General features: G+C 53.1%; 23 protein-coding genes. 17 read left to right on the forward strand and 6 right to left on the reverse strand.

What is annotated here, in order from left to right; all coding sequences use genetic code 11:
* Nucleotides 1-46 precede the first annotated feature (46 nt).
* Nucleotides 47-658: a rhombosortase gene (gene rrtA / locus HUF19_RS06390; RefSeq protein ID WP_260999005.1), complete on the forward strand. Its 612-nt coding sequence runs from the start codon at nt 47-49 to the stop codon at nt 656-658.
* A gap of 84 nt (nt 659-742) precedes the next feature.
* On the opposite strand, the gene HUF19_RS06395 is transcribed toward rrtA, so the two are convergent.
* Together HUF19_RS06395 and HUF19_RS06400 are read right to left on the reverse strand one after the other, a co-directional pair.
* On the reverse strand, nt 743-1,792 hold the full coding sequence (locus HUF19_RS06395) for an AraC family transcriptional regulator (protein WP_260999006.1): 1,050 nt from the start codon (nt 1,790-1,792) through the stop codon (nt 743-745).
* 299 nt (nt 1,793-2,091) lie between these two features.
* Nucleotides 2,092-2,832, reverse strand: a complete 741-nt coding sequence (locus HUF19_RS06400; protein WP_260999007.1) for a porin family protein — start codon at nt 2,830-2,832, stop codon at nt 2,092-2,094.
* A 358-nt stretch (nt 2,833-3,190) separates the two neighbouring features.
* On the opposite strand from HUF19_RS06400, the gene HUF19_RS06405 reads away from it, so the two are divergent.
* Nucleotides 3,191-3,595 carry a SpoIIAA family protein gene (locus tag HUF19_RS06405; protein WP_260999008.1) on the forward strand — a complete coding sequence of 135 codons (405 nt, stop codon included), beginning with the start codon at nt 3,191-3,193 and terminating at the stop codon, nt 3,593-3,595.
* A gap of 21 nt (nt 3,596-3,616) precedes the next feature.
* On the opposite strand, the gene HUF19_RS06410 is transcribed toward HUF19_RS06405, so the two are convergent.
* Nucleotides 3,617-4,513: a MaoC family dehydratase gene (locus HUF19_RS06410; RefSeq protein ID WP_260999009.1), complete on the reverse strand. Its 897-nt coding sequence runs from the start codon at nt 4,511-4,513 to the stop codon at nt 3,617-3,619.
* A gap of 183 nt (nt 4,514-4,696) precedes the next feature.
* Here HUF19_RS06410 and HUF19_RS06415 point away from each other — a divergent pair, with 183 nt between their 5' ends.
* The 5 genes from HUF19_RS06415 (at nt 4,697) to HUF19_RS06435 (ending at nt 8,453) form a co-directional block, all read left to right on the forward strand.
* The gene (locus HUF19_RS06415) at nt 4,697-5,719 is read left to right on the forward strand and encodes an AraC family transcriptional regulator (RefSeq protein ID WP_260999010.1); all 1,023 of its coding nucleotides are present in this window, start codon (nt 4,697-4,699) and stop codon (nt 5,717-5,719) included.
* 148 nt (nt 5,720-5,867) lie between these two features.
* Nucleotides 5,868-6,155: a hypothetical protein gene (locus tag HUF19_RS06420; protein WP_260999011.1), complete on the forward strand. Its 288-nt coding sequence runs from the start codon at nt 5,868-5,870 to the stop codon at nt 6,153-6,155.
* Between the two features lie 158 nt (nt 6,156-6,313).
* On the forward strand, nt 6,314-7,363 hold the full coding sequence (locus tag HUF19_RS06425) for a DUF5610 domain-containing protein (protein WP_260999012.1): 1,050 nt from the start codon (nt 6,314-6,316) through the stop codon (nt 7,361-7,363).
* Nucleotides 7,364-7,462: 99 nt separating this feature from the next.
* The gene (locus HUF19_RS06430) at nt 7,463-7,726 is read left to right on the forward strand and encodes a glutaredoxin family protein (RefSeq protein ID WP_260999013.1); all 264 of its coding nucleotides are present in this window, start codon (nt 7,463-7,465) and stop codon (nt 7,724-7,726) included.
* Nucleotides 7,727-7,739: 13 nt separating this feature from the next.
* Nucleotides 7,740-8,453 (forward strand): hypothetical protein, encoded by a 714-nt coding sequence (locus tag HUF19_RS06435; RefSeq protein ID WP_260999014.1) that lies wholly within the window; start codon nt 7,740-7,742, stop codon nt 8,451-8,453.
* 82 nt (nt 8,454-8,535) lie between these two features.
* On the opposite strand, the gene HUF19_RS06440 is transcribed toward HUF19_RS06435, so the two are convergent.
* Nucleotides 8,536-8,829 (reverse strand): ComEA family DNA-binding protein, encoded by a 294-nt coding sequence (locus HUF19_RS06440; RefSeq protein ID WP_260999015.1) that lies wholly within the window; start codon nt 8,827-8,829, stop codon nt 8,536-8,538.
* Between the two features lie 107 nt (nt 8,830-8,936).
* Nucleotides 8,937-11,591: a type I DNA topoisomerase gene (topA, locus tag HUF19_RS06445; protein WP_260999016.1), complete on the reverse strand. Its 2,655-nt coding sequence runs from the start codon at nt 11,589-11,591 to the stop codon at nt 8,937-8,939.
* A 304-nt stretch (nt 11,592-11,895) separates the two neighbouring features.
* Between topA and HUF19_RS06450 the strand changes: the two genes are divergently transcribed.
* From HUF19_RS06450 to HUF19_RS06460, 3 genes are all read left to right on the forward strand, one after another.
* On the forward strand, nt 11,896-12,609 hold the full coding sequence (locus HUF19_RS06450; RefSeq protein WP_260999017.1) for a hypothetical protein: 714 nt from the start codon (nt 11,896-11,898) through the stop codon (nt 12,607-12,609).
* A 280-nt stretch (nt 12,610-12,889) separates the two neighbouring features.
* The gene (locus tag HUF19_RS06455; RefSeq protein ID WP_260999018.1) at nt 12,890-14,089 is read left to right on the forward strand and encodes a hypothetical protein; all 1,200 of its coding nucleotides are present in this window, start codon (nt 12,890-12,892) and stop codon (nt 14,087-14,089) included.
* Nucleotides 14,043-14,981 carry a 1-aminocyclopropane-1-carboxylate deaminase/D-cysteine desulfhydrase gene (locus tag HUF19_RS06460; RefSeq protein WP_260999019.1) on the forward strand — a complete coding sequence of 313 codons (939 nt, stop codon included), beginning with the start codon at nt 14,043-14,045 and terminating at the stop codon, nt 14,979-14,981. Before HUF19_RS06455 ends, HUF19_RS06460 begins: the two co-directional genes overlap by 47 nt.
* A 21-nt stretch (nt 14,982-15,002) precedes the next feature.
* Here HUF19_RS06460 and HUF19_RS06465 read toward each other — a convergent pair whose 3' ends face one another.
* A complete protein-coding gene (locus HUF19_RS06465; RefSeq protein ID WP_260999020.1) occupies nt 15,003-15,899 on the reverse strand; it encodes a DUF1853 family protein in 897 nt (298 codons plus the stop codon).
* A gap of 97 nt (nt 15,900-15,996) precedes the next feature.
* Between HUF19_RS06465 and HUF19_RS06470 the strand changes: the two genes are divergently transcribed.
* The 7 genes from HUF19_RS06470 to HUF19_RS06500 all read left to right on the forward strand — a co-directional run bounded on the left by HUF19_RS06470 (nt 15,997) and on the right by HUF19_RS06500 (nt 23,908).
* The gene (locus tag HUF19_RS06470; RefSeq protein ID WP_145469448.1) at nt 15,997-16,881 is read left to right on the forward strand and encodes an NAD(+) kinase; all 885 of its coding nucleotides are present in this window, start codon (nt 15,997-15,999) and stop codon (nt 16,879-16,881) included.
* 2 nt (nt 16,882-16,883) lie between these two features.
* The gene (locus HUF19_RS06475) at nt 16,884-17,840 is read left to right on the forward strand and encodes a metallophosphoesterase (RefSeq protein ID WP_260999021.1); all 957 of its coding nucleotides are present in this window, start codon (nt 16,884-16,886) and stop codon (nt 17,838-17,840) included.
* Complete coding sequence (locus HUF19_RS06480; RefSeq protein WP_260999022.1) at nt 17,840-18,691, forward strand: rhomboid family intramembrane serine protease; 852 nt, start codon at nt 17,840-17,842, stop codon at nt 18,689-18,691. Before HUF19_RS06475 ends, HUF19_RS06480 begins: the two co-directional genes overlap by 1 nt.
* 43 nt (nt 18,692-18,734) lie before the next feature.
* Nucleotides 18,735-18,989, forward strand: coding sequence for a YeaC family protein (locus HUF19_RS06485; protein ID WP_145469451.1), 255 nt, complete (start codon nt 18,735-18,737; stop codon nt 18,987-18,989).
* 3 nt (nt 18,990-18,992) lie between these two features.
* Entirely contained in the window at nt 18,993-19,838 is an 846-nt protein-coding gene (locus HUF19_RS06490; protein ID WP_260999023.1) for a DUF2797 domain-containing protein, read from the forward strand.
* A gap of 4 nt (nt 19,839-19,842) precedes the next feature.
* Nucleotides 19,843-22,467 carry an aminopeptidase N gene (gene pepN / locus HUF19_RS06495; protein ID WP_260999024.1) on the forward strand — a complete coding sequence of 875 codons (2,625 nt, stop codon included), beginning with the start codon at nt 19,843-19,845 and terminating at the stop codon, nt 22,465-22,467.
* Between the two features lie 73 nt (nt 22,468-22,540).
* Nucleotides 22,541-23,908 (forward strand): DUF1329 domain-containing protein, encoded by a 1,368-nt coding sequence (locus HUF19_RS06500; protein WP_260999025.1) that lies wholly within the window; start codon nt 22,541-22,543, stop codon nt 23,906-23,908.
* Nucleotides 23,909-23,989 lie beyond the last annotated feature (81 nt).

A 23,989-nucleotide genomic window follows, 5' to 3' on the forward strand; every position in this document is an offset into this window, starting at 1 on the left:
CGATCCGGCTGCGGCCGTGTAACTTCCGGCAAACCGGGGATGGGCTTTGTCTTTTCTATTACAAATCAGAACCTTGTGGCGCGGTTACAGTCTGTACCTGCTGATGATGACTGCGGTTGTATTGCTTGCTCTGGCTGAGCCTTTAAGTGGCCAGTGGCTGCGTTTCGATCGTATGGCGCTGGTGGATGGGCAGTGGTGGCGTTTGCTGTCAGCCAGTTGGGTGCACCTGTCCTGGCAGCATGCACTGGGGAATATGGCTGGTATTGCGCTGTTTGCTTATATCGCCGGGCCGTCGCTGAATTCCTGGCGTGGACTGTTGTTGTTGAGCTGGTGTGTGGCCGTCGTGGGTTGTGGCTTGTATTGGTTCGCCACTGATCTCTACGGATATGCCGGTTTGTCCGGCGCTCTGCATGGCCTGTTGCTGGTTGCGCCCTTTGTTTCGCCTTTTTACAGCCGTCGTATTGCCTGGCTGTTCTTTGTGGTGATTGTGGCCAAGGTGATCTGGGAACAAACCTCCTGGTATAACGATATGGCGCTGGCAGATGTGATTGGCGGACGGGTGGAGACGCGCTCACATCTGCTGGGAACTCTGGCAGGGATGTTTTTTCTGCTGCAAATCTACTGGCGCCGTCTGCTGCGATTGGCTCCGGCAGATTAAGGCGCGCCTGGCGGCGCACGGACGTAACAAAAAAGGCAGCCAGGCTGCCTTTTTTATTGCTCTTTATACGCTGCGGTGACGACGTTAACCGTTGGCGGCAACCGGCATCTGCTTATGCGACTGACGGTACTGAGCCGGGCTCTGATCGATTTCTTTGATAAAAATCCGATCCAGGGTACGACGACCGGAAAGGCCGATATTCAGCGCAATCTGTTCAATACTCTCATCGGTATTAACCAGCAGACGTTTGGCTGTTTCCAGGCGCACACTGGTTACGATCTGCTTCAGCGAGGTTTCTTCGCGGTGCAGGTGGCGGTTCAGGGTGCGGGCACTGATGTGGAAGTAATCAGCAACTTCCTGCTGATTGGCATTCAGGCGGATTTTGTTCTGCAGGAAAGCTTTGCGGATACGCTCTGCCAGTGAGCCGGAGCGTGCCAGTTTACGGTACTGCTCTTCCACTTCGCGCTTCATCATATTCAGAATGTGCGGGTTGGTGTTGTGCAGACCCTCATCCAGCCATTTGCTGTGGAACTGAATCGAACATTCGTCAGCGTTAAACTGCACCTCGCTGCGCCACTGCGAAGAATACTGGTCATTGTATTGCGTCGCCGGGAAGGGCAGTGCAATGGTGCTGATGTTCAGCTCCGGACCACACAGCTGGCGCAACCAGCTCAGTAAGGTGCTGATAATAATCTCGGTACGGCGGCGCTGGGTTGAAACGATAAAGTTTTCTTCAACGGGCAGTTTTACCTTGATGATATTGTCGCGGGTACGGGTTACCTGGATTTCCAGCTGGTCACTCAGCAGTGAGGAAAACTTTTCCAGGTAATACAGTGCTTCGCGCAGGGTGTTGCAGCACAAAAACAGATGCTGCAGCTGACAGCTGCTGTGAACGTTGAATTTGTGAGATGACTGTACACACAGTGATTCGTCATTTGTACGCTTCACCAGCTGACTGATCAGTTCATCGGCATCTTCTGCATTGATCCGGCTGTCCGGATCCTTCATTTGTTTAAGTACACGCTGAATCGCCCCGGAGCCATTGTCCGGCAGCTGATCAAAAAATGCAGGGCCTGCGGCTTCCAGCAGAGGACGAACCAATGCGGTGGATACGTAACCTTGTTCCATGTTCATAGGCGTCTAATCTGATTCGGTTTTTGTTTTTTAACCATACTCAATAGCAAGCGGTATGCCACTGACAGGTTGGTAAAAAGAGCAGGCATTATGGTAAATGAATGTGACCAAATTTGTCATGTGTTACCTTAGGTAACAAGAGGCTGGCACTTATCTACCCGGGCCCCCATTCTGGTCTAATGAGAAAGGTTATATTGTGACGAAACTAACAATTATTGGCATAAACCTACCCGGAATAAGGTTTTCTTGGTGTTTTCTTGTCCGGGCAGGTGGTGAAGGTGGGGGGATGATTCGCTTTTTCAGAATTCGTACTGGGCACCCAATGTAATTAATTGGAAGCGAACCCGGCTGAATTCTTTGCTATCCAGCGCCGTTGTCTCTAATTCGGCGCGTAATGCCAGATTGGGGTGGGCGCGCCAGAAGAATCCGCCACCGCTAATCTGGTCAATGGCGGAGGTTTGCTTGGTATTGACGACCCGGCGGCTGATGGTCTGATCCTGAAAGGCTTTGATTTCAACGATGTCGTAATCAGCGACCCAGAGGTTAGCGCCGGTCTTCAGGAAAAAGTCGATACTGTCCGTTAGCGGGAAGCGATAGCGGAAAGTGATAAGAAAGCTTTGTGGACGCGCACTGGCAAAACCGGTGTAGGTAGCAAAGGACTGGCGGTTATCGGCCGGGTCGGTAGCATCGGTAATGGCATTGGTGCGCGAGACCGTGCCGTGTTTGGTATTGGTGAACCTTGGCGGAGTGTCATCGCCGACATCGGTAAAGTCGGCTTCAGGGTCATCGTAGCTGGCTTCACCAATATCCATAATGCCGAATTCCAGTGCCAGGCGGTCGGTAATATTCGGGCCAAACGTCAGTTTGATGGTGTTACCGAAGGAATCCATATCCTGTGAGTCGGTAATGCCGCCCTGCAGGCCAACGAATCCGCCTTCAGCCAGGGCTGCAGGAGAAACCAGAGAAAGACCAAGCAGAGAGCTTAATGCCAGGGAAGTCAGTATGCCGCCACGCATGGGCGAGCAGGAAGATGAAGCCATAGTGAGGAGATCCATTTTTATAGTTGTTCTGATCTGCGATGCAGACATTGTCTTGTTATTTTCCGGCAGGTACAGAAGCTTCCGCCTGCGCCACCTTATGTCAGGCATGATACCAGTCAGCGCTTCAATATAAAGCTACTCTTCAGGCTATTTACAGAGCACCACGATGATTCGTCCCGGAAGTTTTTATGTGTCCGCTGCTTTTTGTGAGCTGGCGGATCTCAGCCAATATAGGCAGATTTGTCAATAAGTCTGCTTGCTTGTACCCGGATAGCGGAAAATTTGGCAATAATGGACTTTATTTTCCGATGAGTTTTGCTATCGTTTATGAAAATCAATTATTAAAAATATGGTTAATATGACAATTCGAGGTTTGAGTTCTCCACATAAGCCACGAACCTGGCTGGGAGAAAACGGCATTGTCTACCATGACCTTCATGGTTTCAGTCATCTGACCACCAATCTTGTACGCTTTATGCACAACGCCCATGCGCGCATTGCCGGGCGGCAAAAGCGGCCGGTACTGCTGCTTGGGCAGGATATTCTTACGGTTGATTTCGAAGTTCAGATTTTTGCCTCACACCCGGATTTGCTGCGCACAACCAGTGCCATGGCGATTGTCGGCGACTCTTTTATGCTGCGCCATCTGACGTCTATGTTTCTCAGTTACCATGCCCCGGCCTATCCGGTTCAGCGCTTTGACCGGCGTGACGAGGCGGAGTCATGGCTTGGCGGCATTGCCGCCCGGACTCAGAACGGCTGACTCCGGGCGGTTTTTGATCGTTCAGATCTTTTCTATGCGGCCTTTCATGTGCACTTTGTCGCCCTGGGTATTACGTAATTCAAAGTCGATACCGCTGCTTGTCACGGTTTCCGGATTCAGGGTTTCGTGCAGGTTGTAGTTCAGCTCTACTGTCGAGGGCAGGAATACCGGCAGTTTGAACTCGACCTGCAGGCGGCAGGCATCACTGCCCAGCAGCGGCTGCAGCGCTGCAGCTGTACGGGCTTTGCTCCACATACCATGGGCAATGTGGCTTTTGAAACCAAACAGTCTGGCTGACAGGGCGTATAGGTGAATCGGGTTGGAATCACCTGATACTCTGGCATAGCGGCGACCCAGATCGCTGTTCAGGGTCCAGCGTTCGGCGGTGGCGAATGCTGGCAGTTCTGTGCGTTCTTTACGCGGGCCCTTTGTTGCAGAGCTGCGCATTCTTGCCAGGTTGGTACTGACAGACTCCCATACTTTTTCTCCGCCGATGGTAATTTCGGTATGAATATCAAACTCCAGTCCCTTGTCGGTCTGCTTACTTCCGGAAAAGTGGCAGCGGATATCCAGTTTTTCTTCCTGACGGATGGCCCGGTACTGGGTAATGTCGTTGCGGATATGAACCAGTCCCATCAGCGCTAGGGGAAAGTGTTTGTGCAGCATCAGTTCCATATGCAGCGGAAAGGCCAGTACGTGCGGGTAGGTCAGTGGCAACAGCGAAGACTGACTGCGGAAGCCGCAAACACCGGCGTAGGCTGCCACACGCTCAGGCCGGGCTTTGACGCCCACCTGTAAGGCTTCAATGTCCGGCATTGTAATATCGCGCTGGCCGGATCCGCGGGCCAGCAGTGCCCGCAGATATTGCCCCAGAGTGCCCGGAGTCGCACTGAATTGCATGCGTATAGCTTGAGTCATAACCACGGCGTCCTTAATTAATATTCTGATCAGACAAGGGTGAGACTGGTGAGTATAGAGCCGGCTTACGGGGGGCCATTGGCGCAGCCTGTTGGTGCCCGGCGTCAGTTTGGTCAATAGGACTTGCAGCGGCCTGTTTATCTGGCAGAATTCGCCAACACTCATCAGGAATTTCAACGACTTATGTCCGGTGGAATGACAGAACTGCGTGACTCTGGCGTTATGATCCAGCTGGCTCATCAGGCCATGCTGAAGATGGGGCTGGATGTGGATGCGGTGTTTGCGCGTCTGGGCGTCACTCCCGAACTGCTGGCAGACCGGAATATCCGTACCCCGCATGAAGCTCAGCTGATTTTCTGGCATGTGCTCGAAGAGGTCAGTCGGGATGCTGATATCGGCCTGCATCTTGGCGAACATATGCCCGTATACAAGGGGCAGGTGCTGCAGTACCTGTTTCTTTCCAGTCCAACCTTTGGCGAAGGGCTGAAACGAGCCCTGAATTATCAGCGCCTGCTCAGCGATGCATCCCAGGCCAGTACCGGTATTGAAGATGATCAGGCTTATATTCTGGTAGAGAGCGCCAGTGACCGTGTGGCCGGCCTGCGTCATCTGAATGAGTGTATGGCACTCGGCCTGATTCGTTTCTTCCGTTATGTAACCGATGACGCCTTTGTGCCATCCTGCGTGCACTTCAGCCATGAAAAACCGGCTGACAGCACAGAACATGAACGGATTTTTGCCTGCCCGGTTCTGTTTGAGCAGGAAGATAACCGCATTTACTTCAATACCCAGTTGCTGGACCTGCCTTCCTCCCATGCTGAGCCTGAGTTGTTGCAGCTGCACGAAAAACTGGCAATAGAACATGTTGCCAAGCTGGAGCGTCAGGACATCGTCACCCGCGTGTATAAAGTGTTCGGTGAAATTCTGGAGACAGGGCAGGTCAGTCTTGAGGATGTGGCTGAGCGTCTGGGAATCAAATCCCGCACTCTGCGCACCCGTCTGGCGGAAGCGGGTACTAACTTCAACCAGTTGCTGGCCGATTACCGCTGTAACCTTGCCAAGCGTTTACTGTCCGGTACCGATGAGAGTATCGACGAAATTGTTTACCTCACCGGTTTTTCCGAGCCGAGTACCTTCTACCGGGCTTTCAAGCGTTGGACCAGTCAGACGCCGGTTGAATACCGCAATCAGCGCAAACAGTCCTGAGCGGCATTGATTACAGGCCGAAAGCAGCCCTGTTCTGGCTGCTTTCGGGCAATCTTTGAGTTCCTTTCATAATAGTGTTCATTTTTTGATCTGGTTTTCTTCGTGTGCCTGAGCCATTGTAATCGGGTTTTTATTCGGAGGATTTGTTATGAGCCAGACGCAAAAACTATCGCTGATTCAGCCGCTGGTTGAACATATTATGCAGACTCAGGATGTAGCCGAGTGGCGTCAGGCCTTGCTGGATCAGGGAATCATGAGCAAAGAAGAGGTGATCGCGCTGGACCAGAAGGCATTGCATGCGGCGTACAAAACGTTAAAAACCATGCAGCTGCTGAATGAGCATCCGGATCACATCATGAACGAAATTGAGCGTAATAAAGTCTGCTGGAAGCTGGATTTCGGCTACGACTATCATCAGGGAGCGGTCTGCTACTGACCTGCAGGCCTGTACTTTTATCAGCCTGTTAGCGCAAACAGAAAAAGCCCGCCAGTGCGGGCTTTTTTTATCTACTGACTAAACTGTCACAGGGTTCAATTTCCGGCGGCGCCGGCCGATAACCCAAAGAACAGCAACACAGTCTGAGCGGAGGCTATATGGCAATCACAATTACCCCCTCGCAATACCGGAATTACGGTATGCAGAATCCTGAGGGCAGTAAGAAGACCGCAGCTTCTGCCAGTGATGTAAAGCAGGGGGCGGCAGCCGAATCCCTGGCTAAGGCACTTCCCGGCGTTGTACAGCTGGATAAAAAGCAGAGCCCTGAAGAAACCGCTTCAGCCATCCTGCGCCATGTACAAAATGGTATTAACCAGCTGCGTTCTCAGGGGGCGGATCAGAGTCGTATCGATCAGCGCCTGCAGGCTGCCCGCGAAGGCATTGCCAAAGGTTATGCCCAGGCAACAGAGATGCTCGACGGTATGGGACTGCTGGATGACGAGTTAAAAGGGCAGATTGCTGCCGGACGTCAGCTGGTCGATGACGGTCTGGATCAGCTCGCCCGCCCGGCAGATCAGAGTCGTGCATTGCTTGCCAGCAAAAGCTCACTCAGTGTGGCCAATGAGTTGTCTCTGCAGGTTCTGACCCAGGAAGGCGATCGGGTGACGGTGCGTTTCTCCCAGGGCAGCAGTCTCAGCACGTCAATCAGCCAGGATGGGCAGGGTAATTCGGCTTTCAGTTTGCAGGCATCGGCTCAGCAAAACTGGAGTATGGAAGTAAATGGCAGTCTGAGTGATGCCGAGCGCACCGCGCTGGCGGGCCTGTTTGATGATGTGCAGGCGCTGAGTGAGCGTTTTTTTGCCGGTGATATTGGTGCGGCTTTGGGACAGGCAATGGACCTTGGCTTTGATGGCAGCCAACTGGCGGCGATGAGTCTTAATCTGACGCAACAAACAGTTGCGACCTCAACCAAAGCCTATGCCAGTGTTCAGCCACAGTTGCCTACACCAGAGCTGGAATCGCTGAAAGCGCCGCTGGCGTCTTATGTGGATGCTTATATGGCTGCGCTGGAAAAGGCCAGACCGCTGGCTGATGCGCCGCAGACCTTGCAGGATCTGGTGAATCAATTGTTGCCGGAAGAAGAACGCTTACCGGTCTGGAATTCTTTCCATGAGGGGTTGAATTCACTGCTCGCTAATAAAGCCTGAGCGTAATTTCTTTTTCTCCTTCTCTCGGCGGCAGACTTTTTGTCTGCCCCGGTGCTAACCGCTATACTTCCCCTGTCTGTTTTTAACTGGAATAACCAGATGGCACTGGTTTTATTTGGCACAGAGGCCTGTCATCTGTGTGAACTGGCACAAGCGGTAATTGTGAATGTCGCCAGCCAGATAACCCTCGATGTTTATATCGAAGATATTGCTGAAACAGAAGCTCTGGCAGAACGCTATGGTTTGCGGATTCCGGTGCTGCTGAATGAACAAAGCGGGGCTGAACTTGACTGGCCCTTCGATGAGGCACAATTGCTTAACTGGCTGCAGAGCAGCGCTCAACCTGAACCCATTTCTGAATAAAAGGACGATTACCATGCGGATTTTTTCCGGACTGATCCTGGCTTCGCTGGCGCTGTTACAAGGCTGCTCCAGCACTCAGCTGTCACCTACCGGTGAGGCGGTTTATTACGCGCTGCAGACCGATACCACGCTGCGTACCTGGGTTGATGCCTGTGATGATGTCAGCGCCAAAGCCAAACAGGCGGCCTATACCGCCAAGCAAAACTGGTGGCAGCGTAATGGTGCCTTTGTCGAGAGCGCCGATTTTGGACTGGCCTACGATATTATTCATGTGACCGATGACCGTACTGAAACCGGTGCCCGCATGGCGATGGCCCTGACCTGGCAGGTAGTTGAAACGGCCGAGGCCGAAGTGCAGGAATTGCTGAGCGCCAGTGGTGATAAAGAAGATCTCTGTTTGCGCGTATTATCACAATATAATCAGGGCGAACGTGACCTGCGCAGCCAGGATAAAGTGTACGAGTCACTGGTCAATTTACAGCGCCGCTCACAGCGTGATGGCACGGACCTGAATCTGAAGCGCGCAGCCGTTGAGCAAAAAGCCGGCAAGGTGTATGGCCGCTCTTTTTATGTCGTAGAAAAAATGGCGAAGCGTAACGGTTGTTCCGGGGCAGAAGTACATCTGCTGAAAAATGCCTGGCCGCATGAGGTTTACGATGCCCGTTGTCCGGATAACAGCTATTTGCTGGTACGCTGTGAATGGGGAAATTGCCTGGTAACAGACTGACCGATAAACAGAAAATACCTGAAAAAAAGAGCCGCATAGCGGCTCTTTTTTTGTGCGCGCTTTTTATGCGCTGTTTTATATTTTATTCCAGTGCCAGCATGGAGCGGTTTTTATCAAGGATGGCCTTGCCGATTCCTTTAACCTGGGTGATGTCGTCCAGTGATTTAAACTGACCATGTTGCTCGCGGTATAAAATAATGGCTTCCGCTTTTGTTTTGCCAATACCATCAAGCTGGCTGAGTTGCTCTGCGGTGGCGGTATTGATATTAACGGCTTTTACCGTATTTTCAGCCGGCTTGCTGGTTTCCGCAGCCTGTACGCTGAGTGTGCCCAGAATCAGGCAGAAAGAAAGTAGTGCGTGCTTTATCCATTGCATAGTCATCTCTCCTTGAGTGGAAATCTGAACATAGCAATGAATAATTCGCGGAAAAATCCGGGAAAAGTATCAAATTAACCGATACTTTCCCCAGACATTGGTGTGAGTCAGGCTTTGTCGGCCTTTTTGGCGGGTGCTTTTTTCTTGTCGTGCTCAACCCATTTATTATCGACGTAATAGGCCGACCAGCTGGTGGCTTTGCCGTCTTTTTCACTCATTACATACTGCTCTTTGGTTTTGCGGCTGTAACGGATGATGGCAGGATTACCTTCCGGATCCTGGCGCGGAGCATCCAGCAGGAAATGGTATTTCTGCGGCAGCTCGGCCTGATGAGGAAGTAATTCTTCAACCAGTGGAGCACGGGTTTCGCGTTTTTTCGGGAACTGGCTGGCAGCGAGGAACAAGCCCGTTGCGCCGTCACGCAGAACGTAGGTGTCGTCTACTTTCTGACATTTCAGTTCCGGCATCGCAATAGGCTCCATTTTCGGAGGTGCTGCTTCGCCGCTCTTCAATAATTTGCGGGTGTTCTTACATTCGCTGTTGGTACAGCCAAAGTATTTGCCGAAGCGACCGGATTTCAGCTGCATTTCACTGCCGCATTTATCGCATTCAAGTGTTGGACCGTCATAGCCTTTAATCTTGAACTGGCCGGTTTCTACGGCGAAGCCGCTGCAGTCCGGGTTATTACCACAGATGTGCACTTTACGGGTTTCGTCCAGCAGATAGCTTTCCATGGCACTGTCGCAGATGCTGCAACGGCGCTTATCCATCAGGCGGCGGCTTTCTGCCTCTTCGTCTTCATCGGCGGAGATGGCTTCATCGCCCGGTACCAGATTGAGCGTTTGAGTGCAGCGTTCTTTTGGCGGCAGGCTGTAGCCGGAACAACCGAGGAATACACCGGTAGAACCCGTGCGTATCTGCATATGGCGGCCACAGGTAGGGCATGGAATATCGGTGTCGACCGGGTCATTCGGACGCATGCCATCTTCACCTTCAGCAGCCTCAAGCTTTTGCTGAAAGCCCTGATAAAACTCGTCCAGAACATCGGTCCAGTTCATATCACCCTCGGCAATATGGTCGAGTTTTTCTTCCATGCTGGCGGTAAAGCCGAAGTCCATCAGGTCGTCGAAGTTCTCAACCAGACGGCTGGTGACAATATCCCCCATTTTTTCCGCGTAAAAACGACGGCCTTTCAGGCTGACGTAACCACGCTCCTGGATGGTGGAAATAATTGATGCATAGGTTGAAGGACGGCCGATACCGCGTTTTTCCAGCTCTTTAACCAGTGCGGCTTCCGAAAAGCGCGGCGCCGGTTTGGTGAAGTGTTGCTTCGGCTCAAGTTCGACCAACTGCAGGGTATCGCCTTCGCTGACATCCGGCAGCAGTACGTCATCTTCGCCTTTGCCCATCGCGGCCAATACTTTCAGGTGGCCGTCAAAGCGCATAACGCGACCGCGGGTTTTCAGTTCAAACTCGCCGGCTTTGACCGTAATGCTGGTGCTGGTGAATTGCGCGTCTTTAATCTGACAGGCAACAAAACGGCGCCAGATCAGATCGTATAAACGCTGTGCATCCGGTTCCATAGCGCTGAGATCGGTTGCACGCAGGCGGACATCGGAAGGGCGGATCGCTTCGTGCGCTTCCTGTGCACCTTCTTTGCTGCTGTAGCTGCGTGGTTCATCCGGCAGATACTGCTCGCCCAGTTTATCGCTGATGTAATCACGCACATTGCTGACGGCTTCCTGACTCAGATTGGTCGAGTCGGTACGCATATAAGTGATGTAACCGGCTTCGTACAGGCGCTGCGCCAGCGTCATGGTTTTCTTAACACTGAAACTCAGACGTGTACTGGCAGCCTGCTGCAGCGTGGAGGTGATAAAAGGCGCAGCCGGTTTGGAACTGGTCGGCTTGTCTTCGCGCTTTAATACTTCATAGCGGTGGCCACGCAGCGCGGCGACGGCGGACATGGTGTCCTGCTCGTTAACCGGACGGAATTCGTTACCGTTCTGGCGCATTACCTGGGCGCGCAAAGCTTCACCGGCCGGGGTGCTCAGGTCGGCGAAGGTTTCCCAGTATTCCTGTGGAATAAAGGCACGGATTTCCCGCTCGCGCTCAACAATCAGACGAACAGCAACCGACTGTACCCGGCCGGCGGATAAACCACGCGCGACCTTGCTCCACAGCAGTGGTGACACCATAAAACCGACAACCCGGTCGAGGAAACGGCGTGCCTGCTGGGCGTTAACACGGTTCATATTCAGCTCAGATGGCTGTTCGAACGCGCTCTGAATGGCTTTTTTGGTAATCTCGTTAAAGACCACACGGCGGTATTCTTTTTTACTGTCGCCAATAATCTCACGAAGGTGCCAGGCGATGGCTTCTCCCTCGCGGTCCAAATCCGTTGCGAGATAGATCTGGTCGGCATCTTTGGCCAATCGCTGCAGTTCTTCGACCACTTTTTCTTTGCCCGGCAGCACCTGATAGTTGGCTTCCCAGTGTTTTTCCGGGTTAACGCCCATGCGGCCAATTAACTGCTCGCGGGACTTTTTCTTTTTGTATTCGGCCTTGGCTTCGGGCGACATTTTACGGGTGAGAGCCGCCTGTTTGGCGCGCTCTTTAGGGTCGCTGGGCTGGCCTGAACCAGAGGTTGGCAGGTCGCGAACGTGGCCCACGCTGGACTTAACAATAAAGTCCTTGCCGAGGTATTTATTGATGGTTTTGGCCTTTGCAGGCGACTCCACGATAACCAGCGATTTGCCCATATTCCTTTGATTAACCCTTTCTCGTTGATATAGCCAGGCACACAGAAGGCGACACTTTATAGGTACACCGGGGGGGGTGGTCAAGCTTCTCTCGTTACCTGAGTTCTGCAATGGGGCCCGGCAGGGTGGTGAAATGTTGCTAAACTTGTCACCAGTATATGGCGATATGAGTGCCATAAATGGCCGTAAAACAAGGCCGTCGTTTAGGAATAGCATAAATTGAGGGGAAGCGTTTTTTATGTCAGCGATTGGGTTAGTGGTGGCTATCGCACTGCCGGTTGCGTTGATCCTGTTCGGACTGGTTATGGCTGGGCGCAGAGAACAGACGCAACAGGCCCAGCGACTGCAGGCCCGTGCAATTAAGCAGGGGGCAGATGATCTGCTGGAGGCGCTGGAATTTCTGATTCTGGTTGATAACTTCAAAGAAGTGCAGCTGGCGATTCTTGAGCGGGTTGAGCAGTTGTATGTTGTTTATCAGGAAGCTTTACCCAAGAAAGATAACAGCGGCTCGGCACAGGAGCTGTTTGATGCAGCGCCTTATCGCCGCAAGATTGATGAGGGCAAAGGTAATCGCCGGGTGCTGAAAAGCGACCGTGAGATCCGGTTTGCCAGACGCCAGTTTGGCCGCATTCTTAAAGCGCTGAATGTGATGGCGCGCAAGCGCCTGATTTCAGAAACGGCGATGATGGAGTATCGCCGTTATCTGCGTCTGACACTGCTGGAGAAAGAAGTCGATACTTACACTGCACAGGGGGATGTTGCGGCAGGGCGTGGTGATGTGATCACCGCAACCAATTACTATAAAGCCGCGAAAAAACTTCTGATTGAGTTTGATCTGCAGTATCCGGAAAAAAACCAGCGCATCCGCGATCTGACTCAGCGTACTGCTTCTTTATATAACGGTGGAGCCAAGAAGGAAGACAATCTGGCGCAGGCCTTATCGAAAGAAGCGAAAGAAGAGCATGACCCCTTTGGTATTCCCAGTAATCCGGCCACTTCAGAAAAACGCAAATTCTGAGTGGCTCCTGATTACTGAAGATTCCGCCGGTTATCCTGACTGGCCTTTTTCCCGGTCGTAAAATGTCACATGCCCATGATTTGGTATTGATTTAAGTTGTTGATACTAAAGAGAAAAATCAAATGTGAAGTTTGTCACATAATGTAAAAACCAATTTTGGTGGCGGAAACTGACCTGTTCGGGTTCATGAGTTTTCATTAGTGTGTCTGACAATCTTACTTTGTTACTACCCGCTGATGATGGCTTTTGTCTGTCCGGCACCATAAGCAGAGATGCAAGCATGAGTATTCAGGAAGCCGTTTTGATTCTGCATGACCATGAGGTGGTCGAAGCGTACTGGCTGGCAGATTTTGAACGTCTGGTTCGTCAGCAAACACCTCTGCAGCATGCTGCTGAACACAAAATACAGGCCGCTTATCTGCAGATCGGCAATCACCGTTCGGCCGAAGCGCTGGTGCTGTTTGAGGCACCGGTTAAACATTCCGTGATTGATGCGCGCTGGTATATGCCGCTGCGTCGTCTGGCTGACAGTGCCGGGCGTGGTCCTAATATGGGCGCCGGCCGTATCCGGCTGGCCTGTCGCAGTCAGTGTTCCATCAGCTGGCATGCAGAATCTCTGTGGGAGCCGGTGACATCCGATTTTATGGCGATTCGCAAAGCATTGCGTGGCAACACCTTGCGCGATCAGGCACCGTTAACGGAACGTGATCTGTGGCCGCAGGAGCGTATTTCTGCGGTGGAGCGGGTAACCGGCGGCGCTGGTGCCGGCAGTCTGCTGGCTAAAAAGCACAGCGACCCGGAAGTCGAAGACCTTAAGCGCACGCTGCGCAACGAGATGGAAGCTTACCGCCGTCAGCTGCAACAGCTGCAGCAGGAAATTGAGCGGCAGAAGAGCCTGAATGAAAAGCTGGGACGTCAGGCGGATGCCTCCGGCGAAGCTGAACTTGAAGAACTGCGTCAGGTGCACCGTAATGAAATGGCTGCTCATGCAGCCGAAGTCGAAAGCCTGACCCTGGCGCTGGAGCAGGAGCGTCAGGAGGCTGAGCGTTTACGTCAGGCGCTGAACGATAACCAGCCAGCGGCAGAGCCTGTGGTCAGTGATGAAGAGGCTGCACGCTTAAAAGAAGAAGCAGCAACCCTGCGCCAGTATCTGGAACAGGCAGAAGAGCAGAGCGCTGAACGTTTTGTTAATCGTCTGGATGGTCTGGAAGCGGTGCTGGTGGCATTTCATCCGGGCGTTGGTCATCTGACCATTACGCCGGCCAACATGCTGCGTTATGCCGATAACCCCCTGGCCTACGCGGCACAGAAGTGTTTTGTCAGCGAAGAGGTTTACCGCCGCTGGCTGGATCATTATGACGATCCGCGCTGTCAGCAATGCAACGCTGAAATCCCCCGTATAGAACACCCGCGTGAGTTCGATCACGATCTGAATGCCTACTGTAAACTGCACCGCCAGTTGCACCTTGCCGGCAGCTGACGACACCGGGGCTGGCTGGTCCGGGATTGATCCGGCTGAGCTGGCCGCCCTGATTGAGCCTGTGCCTGGCCTGCCGTCCCGCGGCCATGTCGATATCCTGCGGCTTGATCGTCTGCATCCTCATATCTCCGGTAACAAAGCCTTTAAGCTGGCCGGATTTCTGCCGCGCTTCAGAGCATCCGGCCGCCGTGCGCTGCTGAGTTTCGGCGGCCCGTACTCCAATCATCTGCATGCCCTTGCGGCTCTCGGACAGGCACTGAATATTCCGGTGATTGCGCTGGTGCGCGGTTATGCGCATTTGCCGCTGACGGCAACCCTGCAGGATTGCCAGAGCTGGGGTACTGAACTGGTTTTCGCCGATAAAAAAACTTACGCCCAGCGTTATGATCCGCAATGGCAGCAGGAACTGGCTCAGCACTACGATGCCTTTGTGATTCCTGAGGGCGGCGCAGGTGATGCCGGAGAGCAGGAGTGCCGGCAACTGGCGCCATTGTGCGCAGACTACGATCAGGTCTGGCTGGCGGTTGGCAGTGGGACAACGGCACTGGGGCTGGCGAAAGGGCTGCAGGAACAACGGATTGATTGTGAACTGGTCGGGGTGAATGCGGTTGCCGATCAGGGCGAACGCCAGCGCGCCTGGCAGCAGGCGATGCCGGCGGATATACGCTGGCGCCTGCTGGATGATGCGCATCTGGGGGCGTTCGGACGTACTTCGCCGGAGCTGCTGGCGCTGATTGAACGCTATGATCATCAGCATCTGCCACTGGACCCGGTGTATACCGCCAAACTGCTGCTGGCTTTTGAGCGGGAGTTGGTGACTGAACCTTTGAACGCCCGGGTTTTACTGATCCACAGCGGCGGCTTGCAGGGCCGGCGTGGTTATTCGCTCTGATCATTCTCGCTTTTACCTGCTTCAGCCCAGCTTCACCGGCAGATTCTTATGGGTGCCGTTCTGTGGCCAGTCATCCGGCATAATCAGCCAGCGCTGCTGTTCGGCCCAGCCGTATGGACCTTCCTCTGTCTGTATCACGCAGCAGGGATAGGTCAGGTGACGGAAATGCGTGCGCAGATACTCAAGTAACTCCTCCCGGCCGATGCTGAAAGCCGCCAGCGCCGGGCTCAGCCACTGTGGTTTGGCCAATACATACCAGCGCCCCGGTGGCAGATAATCAGCGGCCTGCCGGGCATGGCACCAGTGTCCGCGCCAGTGCCGGGCCGACACTTCCGCTGGCAGGCTGGCCTGATATTGCGGGTTGGCCGGATAAAACAGGCAGCCGCGCATCACCGCCAGACTGGCCTGCGGCTGCCAGTTCAGTGCTGCCAGTTGTTGCTGTGCCTGCGGATTCTGGCGCATGGGCAGCTGATGTTCGTGGGTATGGCGGATCTTGCGTGCCAGCAGATCGGCGCGGTTGGGGCCGATCCAGTGCTGGCCCTGCTCATTGCCGTAGCCAAGATAGAATTTCAGCGCCAGCTCCAGATGCCATTGCTGGCGGCCGTTATCCAGCAGCAGGTCCAGCTCACCGAGGGTTTTGCCCTGATCAATAATCTGCACATTGGCCTGAAAACGGATGCCACTGAGTTGCAGATATTCCTGCCACAGCTGCTCAAAGATTAATCCCAGACGCGGACTGCTGAAGTCCGGCGCCAGATGGCTCAGTTGGGCAGCCAGAGGTTGCCAGTGATCAGGCAGCCAGGGTTGCTCAGCCGGGCTCCAGTCACAGTCGAGCAGTGGCGGGCCGAACAGGCTCCAGATCAGGTCGCGCTGATGCTGGCCGGGCAGGGCGAAGTAGGAATGATCAGCGGCAAACAAGCGTTTTTAACTCCTCTGTGGTATAAATCGGGCCATTATTCGCAGGGCTGCAGCCAGCCGTTCTGCCTATCGCCCACTTAAATGCCAGGTCGCAGTAATGGAAGAATTTCGTAACATCGGCATGATCGGCCGTCTGAACAGCAATAAAGTGATTGAGACGGTTAAGCGTCTGTCCCGTTATCTGATCGATGAAGGCTATCACGTTATTCTTGATGACCGTATTGCTGAAGTGATGCCGGGTCATGGCATGCAGGTCAGCAATGTTAATCTGCTCGGTGAGATCTGCGATCTGGTGATTGTGGTGGGCGGTGACGGCAGCTTGCTGGGCGCGGCGCGCGCACTGGCGCGTTTTAATACGCCGGTGCTGGGCATTAACCGCGGCCGTCTGGGATTCCTGACCGATATCAGCCCGGACGAAACCATGTTCGATGCGGTGCAGGATGTGCTTAATGGCGAATACGTCAGCGAGATGCGCTTCCTGCTCGACGCTGAGGTAAAGCGTGATGGCAATCCGATAGCCACCGCCGCGGCGCTGAACGATGTGGTGCTGCACCCGGGTAAGTCAGCACGGATGATTGCTTTTGATCTGTGGATCGAAGGCCAGTACGTTTATAACCAGCGCTCCGATGGCCTGATTGTGTCGACACCAACCGGTTCGACCGCGTATTCGCTCTCCGGTGGTGGCCCGATCATGCACCCGAAACTGGATGCGCTGGTGCTGGTGCCGATGTTCCCGCACACGCTTTCCAGCCGGCCGATTGTGGTTGACGGCAAGAGTGAAATTAAAATCGTGATTGATTCTGATCTGGGTATTTACCCGACCATCAGTTGCGACGGCCAGACGCATATTCCCTGTGCGCCAGGCGACAGTATTACCATCCGCAAAAAAGCCCATAAACTGAAGCTGATTCACCCCAAAGGTCACAATTTCTATGAAATTTGCCGGACTAAACTGGGCTGGAGTAGCAACCTGGGGGATTAAGTATGCACCAGGGTTACGATTTAATCGGTGATATTCACGGCTGTGGCGAAACGCTGATCGAATTGCTGGAGCAAATGGGCTACAGCAAGCGCGGCGGCGTGTACCAGCACCCGAAGCGTAAGGTTGTTTTTCTCGGTGATATCGTCGATCGCGGACCGCATATCCGCCTTGCCTGTCACGTTGTGCGTGACATGGTGGATGCCGGTCATGCCGACATTGTAATGGGAAATCACGAATACAATGTGGTGACCTATTGCACCGAAGCACCGCCGGGCATGCGCCAGCCTTTTCTGCGTCCGCACACTAAGCGCAACAGCTTTATTGTTGAACAGACGCTGGAGCAGTTTGCAAATTATCCGCACGAGTTTAATGAATTCCTCGACTGGTTTATCGATCTGCCGCTGTTCCTCGATTATGAGCACTTCCGCGTGGTTCACGCCTGCTGGGATCAGGCCATGATTGACGAATATCTGCGCCGTTATGGCGACAATAAACTGCACCGCAATATGCTCGCTGAATCGGTGAATACCAGCTCGTTTATTTATAAATTTCTCGACCGTATGCTGCGTGGCACATCACTGAAATTACCCGATGGCCGTTCTATGACGGCCAAAGATGGCATGGTGCGGCAGTTTTTCCGCACCAAATTCTGGGAAGGTGACCCGGAGCGTTACAGCGATGTGGTGTTCCAGCCTGATCCGCTGCCGGATGATATTGAACACGCTTTATTAAGCGGTGAAGAACGCGACCAGTTGTTGTTTTACGGCCCGCAGGAAAAACCGCTGTTTATTGGCCACTACTGGATGCAGGGTTTACCTGCGCCCATTGTGCCTAATATCGCCTGTCTTGATTACAGTGCGGTTAAATACGGACGTCTTGCCGCGTACCGTATGGATACCGAACGCAGTTTGCAGCCGGGTAAATTTACCTGGGTGCGGGTAGAAAAGAGCGAGCGCTGATGGAGCCTGTGCTGGTATTGGTTGCACCGGCTGGTGTGGATTTATCGCCGCTGACTCAGCGTCTCTGGGCCGAACGAATAGCGCACAGAGTTATTGATCAGGCGGATGGTCAGCAGTGTTTATACCTGGCCGATGGCCGTCATGCGCCGCAGGTTAAGCAGTGGCTGGAAGAATGGCAGGCCGGGCAGATTACTCCGCTGCCTGCTGAAGCGGTTGAACCTAAACTCTGGCAGGGATTGCTGCAGTTGCTGGCAACACCGCTGAGCACCTTCATTTTATTGCTGTTACCGGCCGTTTTTATCTGGATGCATTTTTCTGCCGACTGGCAGCACTGGCTGAGTGCCGGGGCAGAATACTGGCCTGAGCAGCGTTTCAGCCTTGCTGTGTACTGGCAATTAGGTGTCTGGGAATTATGGCGGCCAACCTTGCTGCATTTTTCCGTTTTGCACCTGCTGTTTAATTCCCTCTGGTGGTGGATTCTGGCCAGAAGGGTAGAGCAACATGAGGGGGTTATGCCTCTGCTGGTTTTGCTGCTGGTTTGCGGTCTTATTGGCAATATGGTGCAGTGGTGGTATGCCGGGCCGGCCTTTGGCGGGATTTCCGGCGTCACTCTGGGATTGCTTGGCTGGGTTGGTTTTCGTCAGCGCCGGCGCAATATCGATTACCGCATTCCGCGTATGTTATTACCGGTCATGGTGGGCTGGTTGTTGCTCACCATCAGTGCCGATACCCTAGTGCCGGGATTATCCGGTACCGCGCATGGAGCGCATTTAGGCGGACTGATCAGTGGTTTTATTCTGGCTATGCTGTGGCCGGTTAAAACCGTCAGCCGTGATACTGAATTTAAGTAAGAAAAGACGCTGCCGCTGTGTGCAGGTCTGTGATGAGGTTGCTATGACACTTGAACAACTTATTAAATCCCTGACGCCTGAGATCTACCAGAATCTGCGTAATGCGGTAGAGCTGGGACGCTGGCCTGATGGCCGTAAGCTGGAGCCTCAGCAGCGGGAGCTGTGCATGGAAGCCATCATTCATTATGAACAGATTCACGACCTGCCGGCGGAGCAGCGCGTGGGTTATATGGAAGATGCCTGTAAATCCTCAGGTAAAGATGATCACGACGATGTTCAGACGCTGACCCTGCAGTAATTTATGACTCAGATTCTGGCCAGTGGCCTTATCAGTAAAATGGCCCTGCAGGCCGGCGAACACGACGATGTGGTGAAGTATCAACTGGTGCTGGACGATCAGCGGCTGGATTTAAATCCGCTGATTGGCCGTCATATTGAAATGACCTACAGCGGTGCCATTCATTGCAGCCATTGCGGTCGACGCACTAAAACCAGCTTCAGTCAGGGCTATTGTTATCCTTGTTTTACCTCGCTGGCGCAATGTGATTCCTGCATGATGAGTCCGGAAAAATGCCATTTTTCGGCGGGTACCTGTCGCGAGCCTTCGTGGGCGGAGCAGGTGTGCTTTAACGATCATATTGTCTATCTGGCGAATTCTTCCGGATTAAAAGTGGGCATTACCCGGGCCACACAAATGCCGGTGCGCTGGCTGGATCAGGGCGCAGCACAGGCGTTACCGATTGCGCGGGTTAAAAATCGCCGCTTGTCTGGTTTGATTGAAGATTTACTGCGTTCGCAGGTAGCGGATAAAACCAACTGGCGCACCTTGCTGAAAGGCCCGGCCGCTGCTCTGGATTTAGCAGCAGAGCGCGACCGCCTGCTGAGCGAATTTGCCCAGCCGCTGGCGGAAATCGAACAGCGCGAAGGAGTGGGCAGTGTGCAGCTTCTGAACGACGCTGATGTCTGGCAGTTTGAATATCCGGTCAGTCAGTATCCAAACAAAATCAGCAGTTTTAATTTTGATAAAAACCCTCAGGTCAGCGGTCGTCTGCTGGGCCTTAAGGGGCAGTATTTAATACTGGATGGTGGTGTGATTAATTTACGTAAATTCAGCTCATACCATATTTCATTTGCGTTAAAGGATTAAGTCTATGCGTGATGCACAGCCAACAGCCATTTATCTGAAAGACTATCAGCAGCCGGATTACTGGATTGAACGCACAGAGCTGACCTTTGAGTTGCAGGATGAATATACCCTGGTCACCGCGCTGCTGGATCTGGTGCGCAATGATCAGGCAGCGGATGGCGCTGATTTGCTGCTTGCCGGTCAGGATCTGGAACTGATCAGTCTGGTACTGGATGGTCAGACTCTGACCACCGGACAATATGAGCTGGGTGATGAAAGCCTGACCGTGAAAGGCGTACAGCAGCGCTCGCAACTGGAAATCAAAACCCGGATTTATCCGGCAAAAAATACCGCCCTCGAAGGTTTGTACCGTTCCGGTGGTATGTATTGCACCCAGTGTGAAGCCGAAGGTTTCCGCCGCATTACCTATTATCTCGACCGTCCGGATGTGATGTCGGTTTTTACCACGCACATTATTGCCGATGCGGCGCAATTTCCGGTGCTGTTATCTAACGGCAATCTGATTGCTGACAGCGTTGATAATGGTCTGCATAAAGTGACCTGGCAGGACCCGCATAAAAAACCCGCCTATCTGTTTGCACTGGTAGCCGGTGATTTACGCGTTAAAGAAGACCGCTTTACCACCATGAGCGGGCGTGATGTGGTGCTGAAAATTTTTGTTGAGCCACAGAATATCGATAAAACCGATTATGCCCTCGACGCGTTAAAACGTTCCATGCGCTGGGATGAAGAAGTGTATGGCCGTGAATACGATCTGGATATTTTTATGATCGTTGCCGTCGATGACTTCAATATGGGGGCAATGGAAAATAAAGGGCTGAATATTTTTAATTCATCCTGTGTGCTGGCTAACCCGGCGACCGCCACCGATGCGGCCTACCAGCGTATTGAAGCCATTGTTGCGCACGAATATTTCCATAACTGGTCAGGTAACCGCGTCACCTGTCGTGACTGGTTTCAGCTGAGTCTGAAAGAAGGTTTTACAGTATTCCGTGACGCCTGCTTCTCGGCCGATATGAATTCCGCCACGGTTAAGCGTATTGAAGACGCAAACATTATGCGCACCGTACAGTTTGCCGAAGACGGTGGGCCGATGGCGCACCCGGTGCAGCCGGATTCTTTTATCGAAATTTCCAACTTCTACACCGTGACCATTTATGAAAAAGGTGCAGAAGTGGTCGGTATGCTGCACAAAATTCTCGGTAAAGACGGTTTCCGTAAAGGCTCCGATCTGTATTTTGACCGCCACGATGGCCAGGCCGTTACCATTTATGATTTTGTGCAGGCGATGGAAGACGCTAACGGCGTTGATCTGACCCTGTTCAAACGCTGGTATAAACAGGCGGGTACGCCGGTTGTGACGGTGAACAGTGAATACGATGCGGACGCTCAGCAGTTGCGTCTGACTCTGACTCAGCACTGCCCGGATACACCGGGGCAAAGTAACAAACTGCCGCAATGGATTCCGGTGCAGCTGGGTCTGATTGGTGCTGATGGCAAGGATTTGGTGATTCAGGTTGAGCCGGCGTCCGCCTGGACAGAAAGCAGTCAGGTGCTGCATCTGACCGAAGCTGAACAAACCTTTGTTTTCAGTGGTGTTGCAGAACAACCACGCTTATCGCTGTTCCGTGATTTCTCCGCACCGGTGAAAGTGGAGTTCGAACAATCCGCCGACGATCTGCTGTTTTTACTGCAGCATGACAGCGATGGCTTTAACCGCTGGGATGCCGGACAGCGTCTGCTGTTGAGCTGGATTAATGCTGCCCAACAGGGCAATTTTGAATTACGCCCGGAGGTACGTGAAGTTTTTGCCCGTCTGCTGGCTGATGAATCACTCGATCCGGCGATGGTCAGCTGTCTGCTGACACTGCCATCGGAAGCCTATGTGGCTGAGTTCTCTGCCGAGGTCGATCCGCTGGCGATTCATGCGGCGCGTAAACAGGTGCAGCAGGCGATTGCTGAATCGCTGAGTGAAGAATTTGCCGCCTGTTATCAGCGTCTGCAGTCAACTGCGCCTTATGCACCAGAACCGGCACAGATGTCGGCGCGCAGTCTGAAAAACCTGGCGCTGGCGTATTGGGTGAAAGGCAGTGCCGCAGGTCTGCAGCAGGCCGTCAGCCAGTATCGCAGCGCCGATAATATGACCGATCAGATGGCCGCGCTGGTGGCGGTGGTCAACAGTGGTGATGCCGCACAGGCTGAACAGTTGCTGGCGGATTTTTATCAGCAGTGGTCACAGGATGCGCTGGTGGTGAATCAGTGGCTGTCGGTGCAGGCCGGTTCGGCGGAGCTGGGTAAGGTGGAATTTATTCAGCAGCTTCTGGCACATACCGCCTTCGATTGGCGTAACCCGAATAAGGTACGCTCGGTATTGGGGGCATTTGCCAATCAGGCTCTCTGTCATTTTCATCGTGAAGATGGTGCCGGCTACCGTTTACTGGCCGATGCGGTATTGCGTCTGAATGACAGTAATCCGCAGATCGCCGCACGTCTGTTGACACCGCTGACCAAGTGGCGCCGTCTGGTACCCTCATTATCGGAGTTGATGAAAGCCGAGTTGCAACGCATTATGCAGCATGGCGCTTTGTCCAAAGACGTGTATGAGGTTGTCAGCAAGAGTTTGATTTGAGCATCGCTGCAAGTTTCTTTATTCTTGCTTCGGGGAAGATTGCCGCACTCTGCGGTGTAGTTGAGGTCGCATAATGAAAAAAAATAAGTGGATAGCGGCTGGTGCATTGGCGTTGGCGTTTGTAATGCCGGCGGCAATGGCGGCAGTATCCGTCAAAGAAGCGGATCGCCTGAAAGGGGAACTGACACCGCTGGGAGCTGAACGAAGTGGTAATGGCAGTGATATTCCGCCCTGGCGTGGTGGTCTGAGTCTGCCACCGGTGGGCTACAGCAAGCCTGGCCAGCACCATATTGATCCGTACGCTAAAGATAAACCGCTGTTTGTTATTACTGCGGCCAATATGAAGCAGTATGCGGAATACCTGACGCCGGGTCAGAAAGAATTGTTTAAGGTGTATCCGGATACTTTTAAAATGCCGGTCTATGAGACCCGTCGTACGGCAGCTGCGCCTGAGTGGGTGTACGAAAACACCTATAAAAACGCTATCCGCGCTGAGCTGAATAAAGACGGCAACGGTCTTATGTACGCTTATGGCGGCATTCCTTTCCCTATTGCCAAAAACGGTCTGGAAGCCATCTGGAACCACGTGACCCGCTGGCGTGGTATTTATTTAACCCGCCGCGCTTCTGAAATTGCCGTACATGTTGATGGTGATTTCTCGCTGGTAACGGTGCAGCAGGAGGTTGAATTCAATTTCTACCGCCGCGATAAAAGCATCGAAGACCTGAACAATATTCTGTTCTATTACCTGTCATTTACCAAAGCCCCGGCGCGTCTGGCGGGTGGTGCGGTATTGGTTCATGAAACCCTGAACCAGGTGGATGAAGCCCGTCAGGCCTGGGGTTATAACGCAGGTCAGCGTCGTGTACGCCGTGCACCTAACCTGGCTTACGATACCCCGATTGCCGCGGCTGATGGTCTGCGTTACGCCGATGATACTGATATGTATAACGGTGCTCCGGATCGTTACAACTGGAAGCTGTTGGGTAAAAAGGAAATCTATATTCCTTATAACAGCTACAAGCTCAGCTCGAATAAAGTCAGCTATAAAGATCTGATCAAGCCGGGCCATCTGAATCCTGATTACACCCGCTATGAAAAACACCGCGTGTGGGTTGTTGAAGCAACCCTGAAAGAAGGTATGCGTCATGTGTACCACAAGCGTGTGTTCTACCTGGATGAAGATACCTGGGGGGTTGCTGTGGCCGATCAGTACGATTCCGCCGGTGATCTCTGGCGTGTGAACATGGCGTACATGAAGACCTATTACGAATTACCGGTAACCTGGACCACCATGGATGTGTTCCATGATCTGAAAGCCAAACGTTACCATGTGCAGGGGCTGGATAATGAAGAAGCGGGGACCATTGACTATACCAATGAACCTCCGGGAGATCGTTATTTCACTCCGGCAGAATTGCGCCGTCGCGGTAAGCGCTGATCGGATAAACGAACGGATGAGTTTTACTCATCCGTTCTTGCATTTAAGGGTCAAAACAGAGGATTTTTCCCTTACATTCTG

The organism is Thalassolituus hydrocarboniclasticus (assembly GCF_025345565.1).
GTDB classification, from domain to species: domain Bacteria; phylum Pseudomonadota; class Gammaproteobacteria; order Pseudomonadales; family Oceanobacteraceae; genus Venatoribacter; species Venatoribacter hydrocarboniclasticus.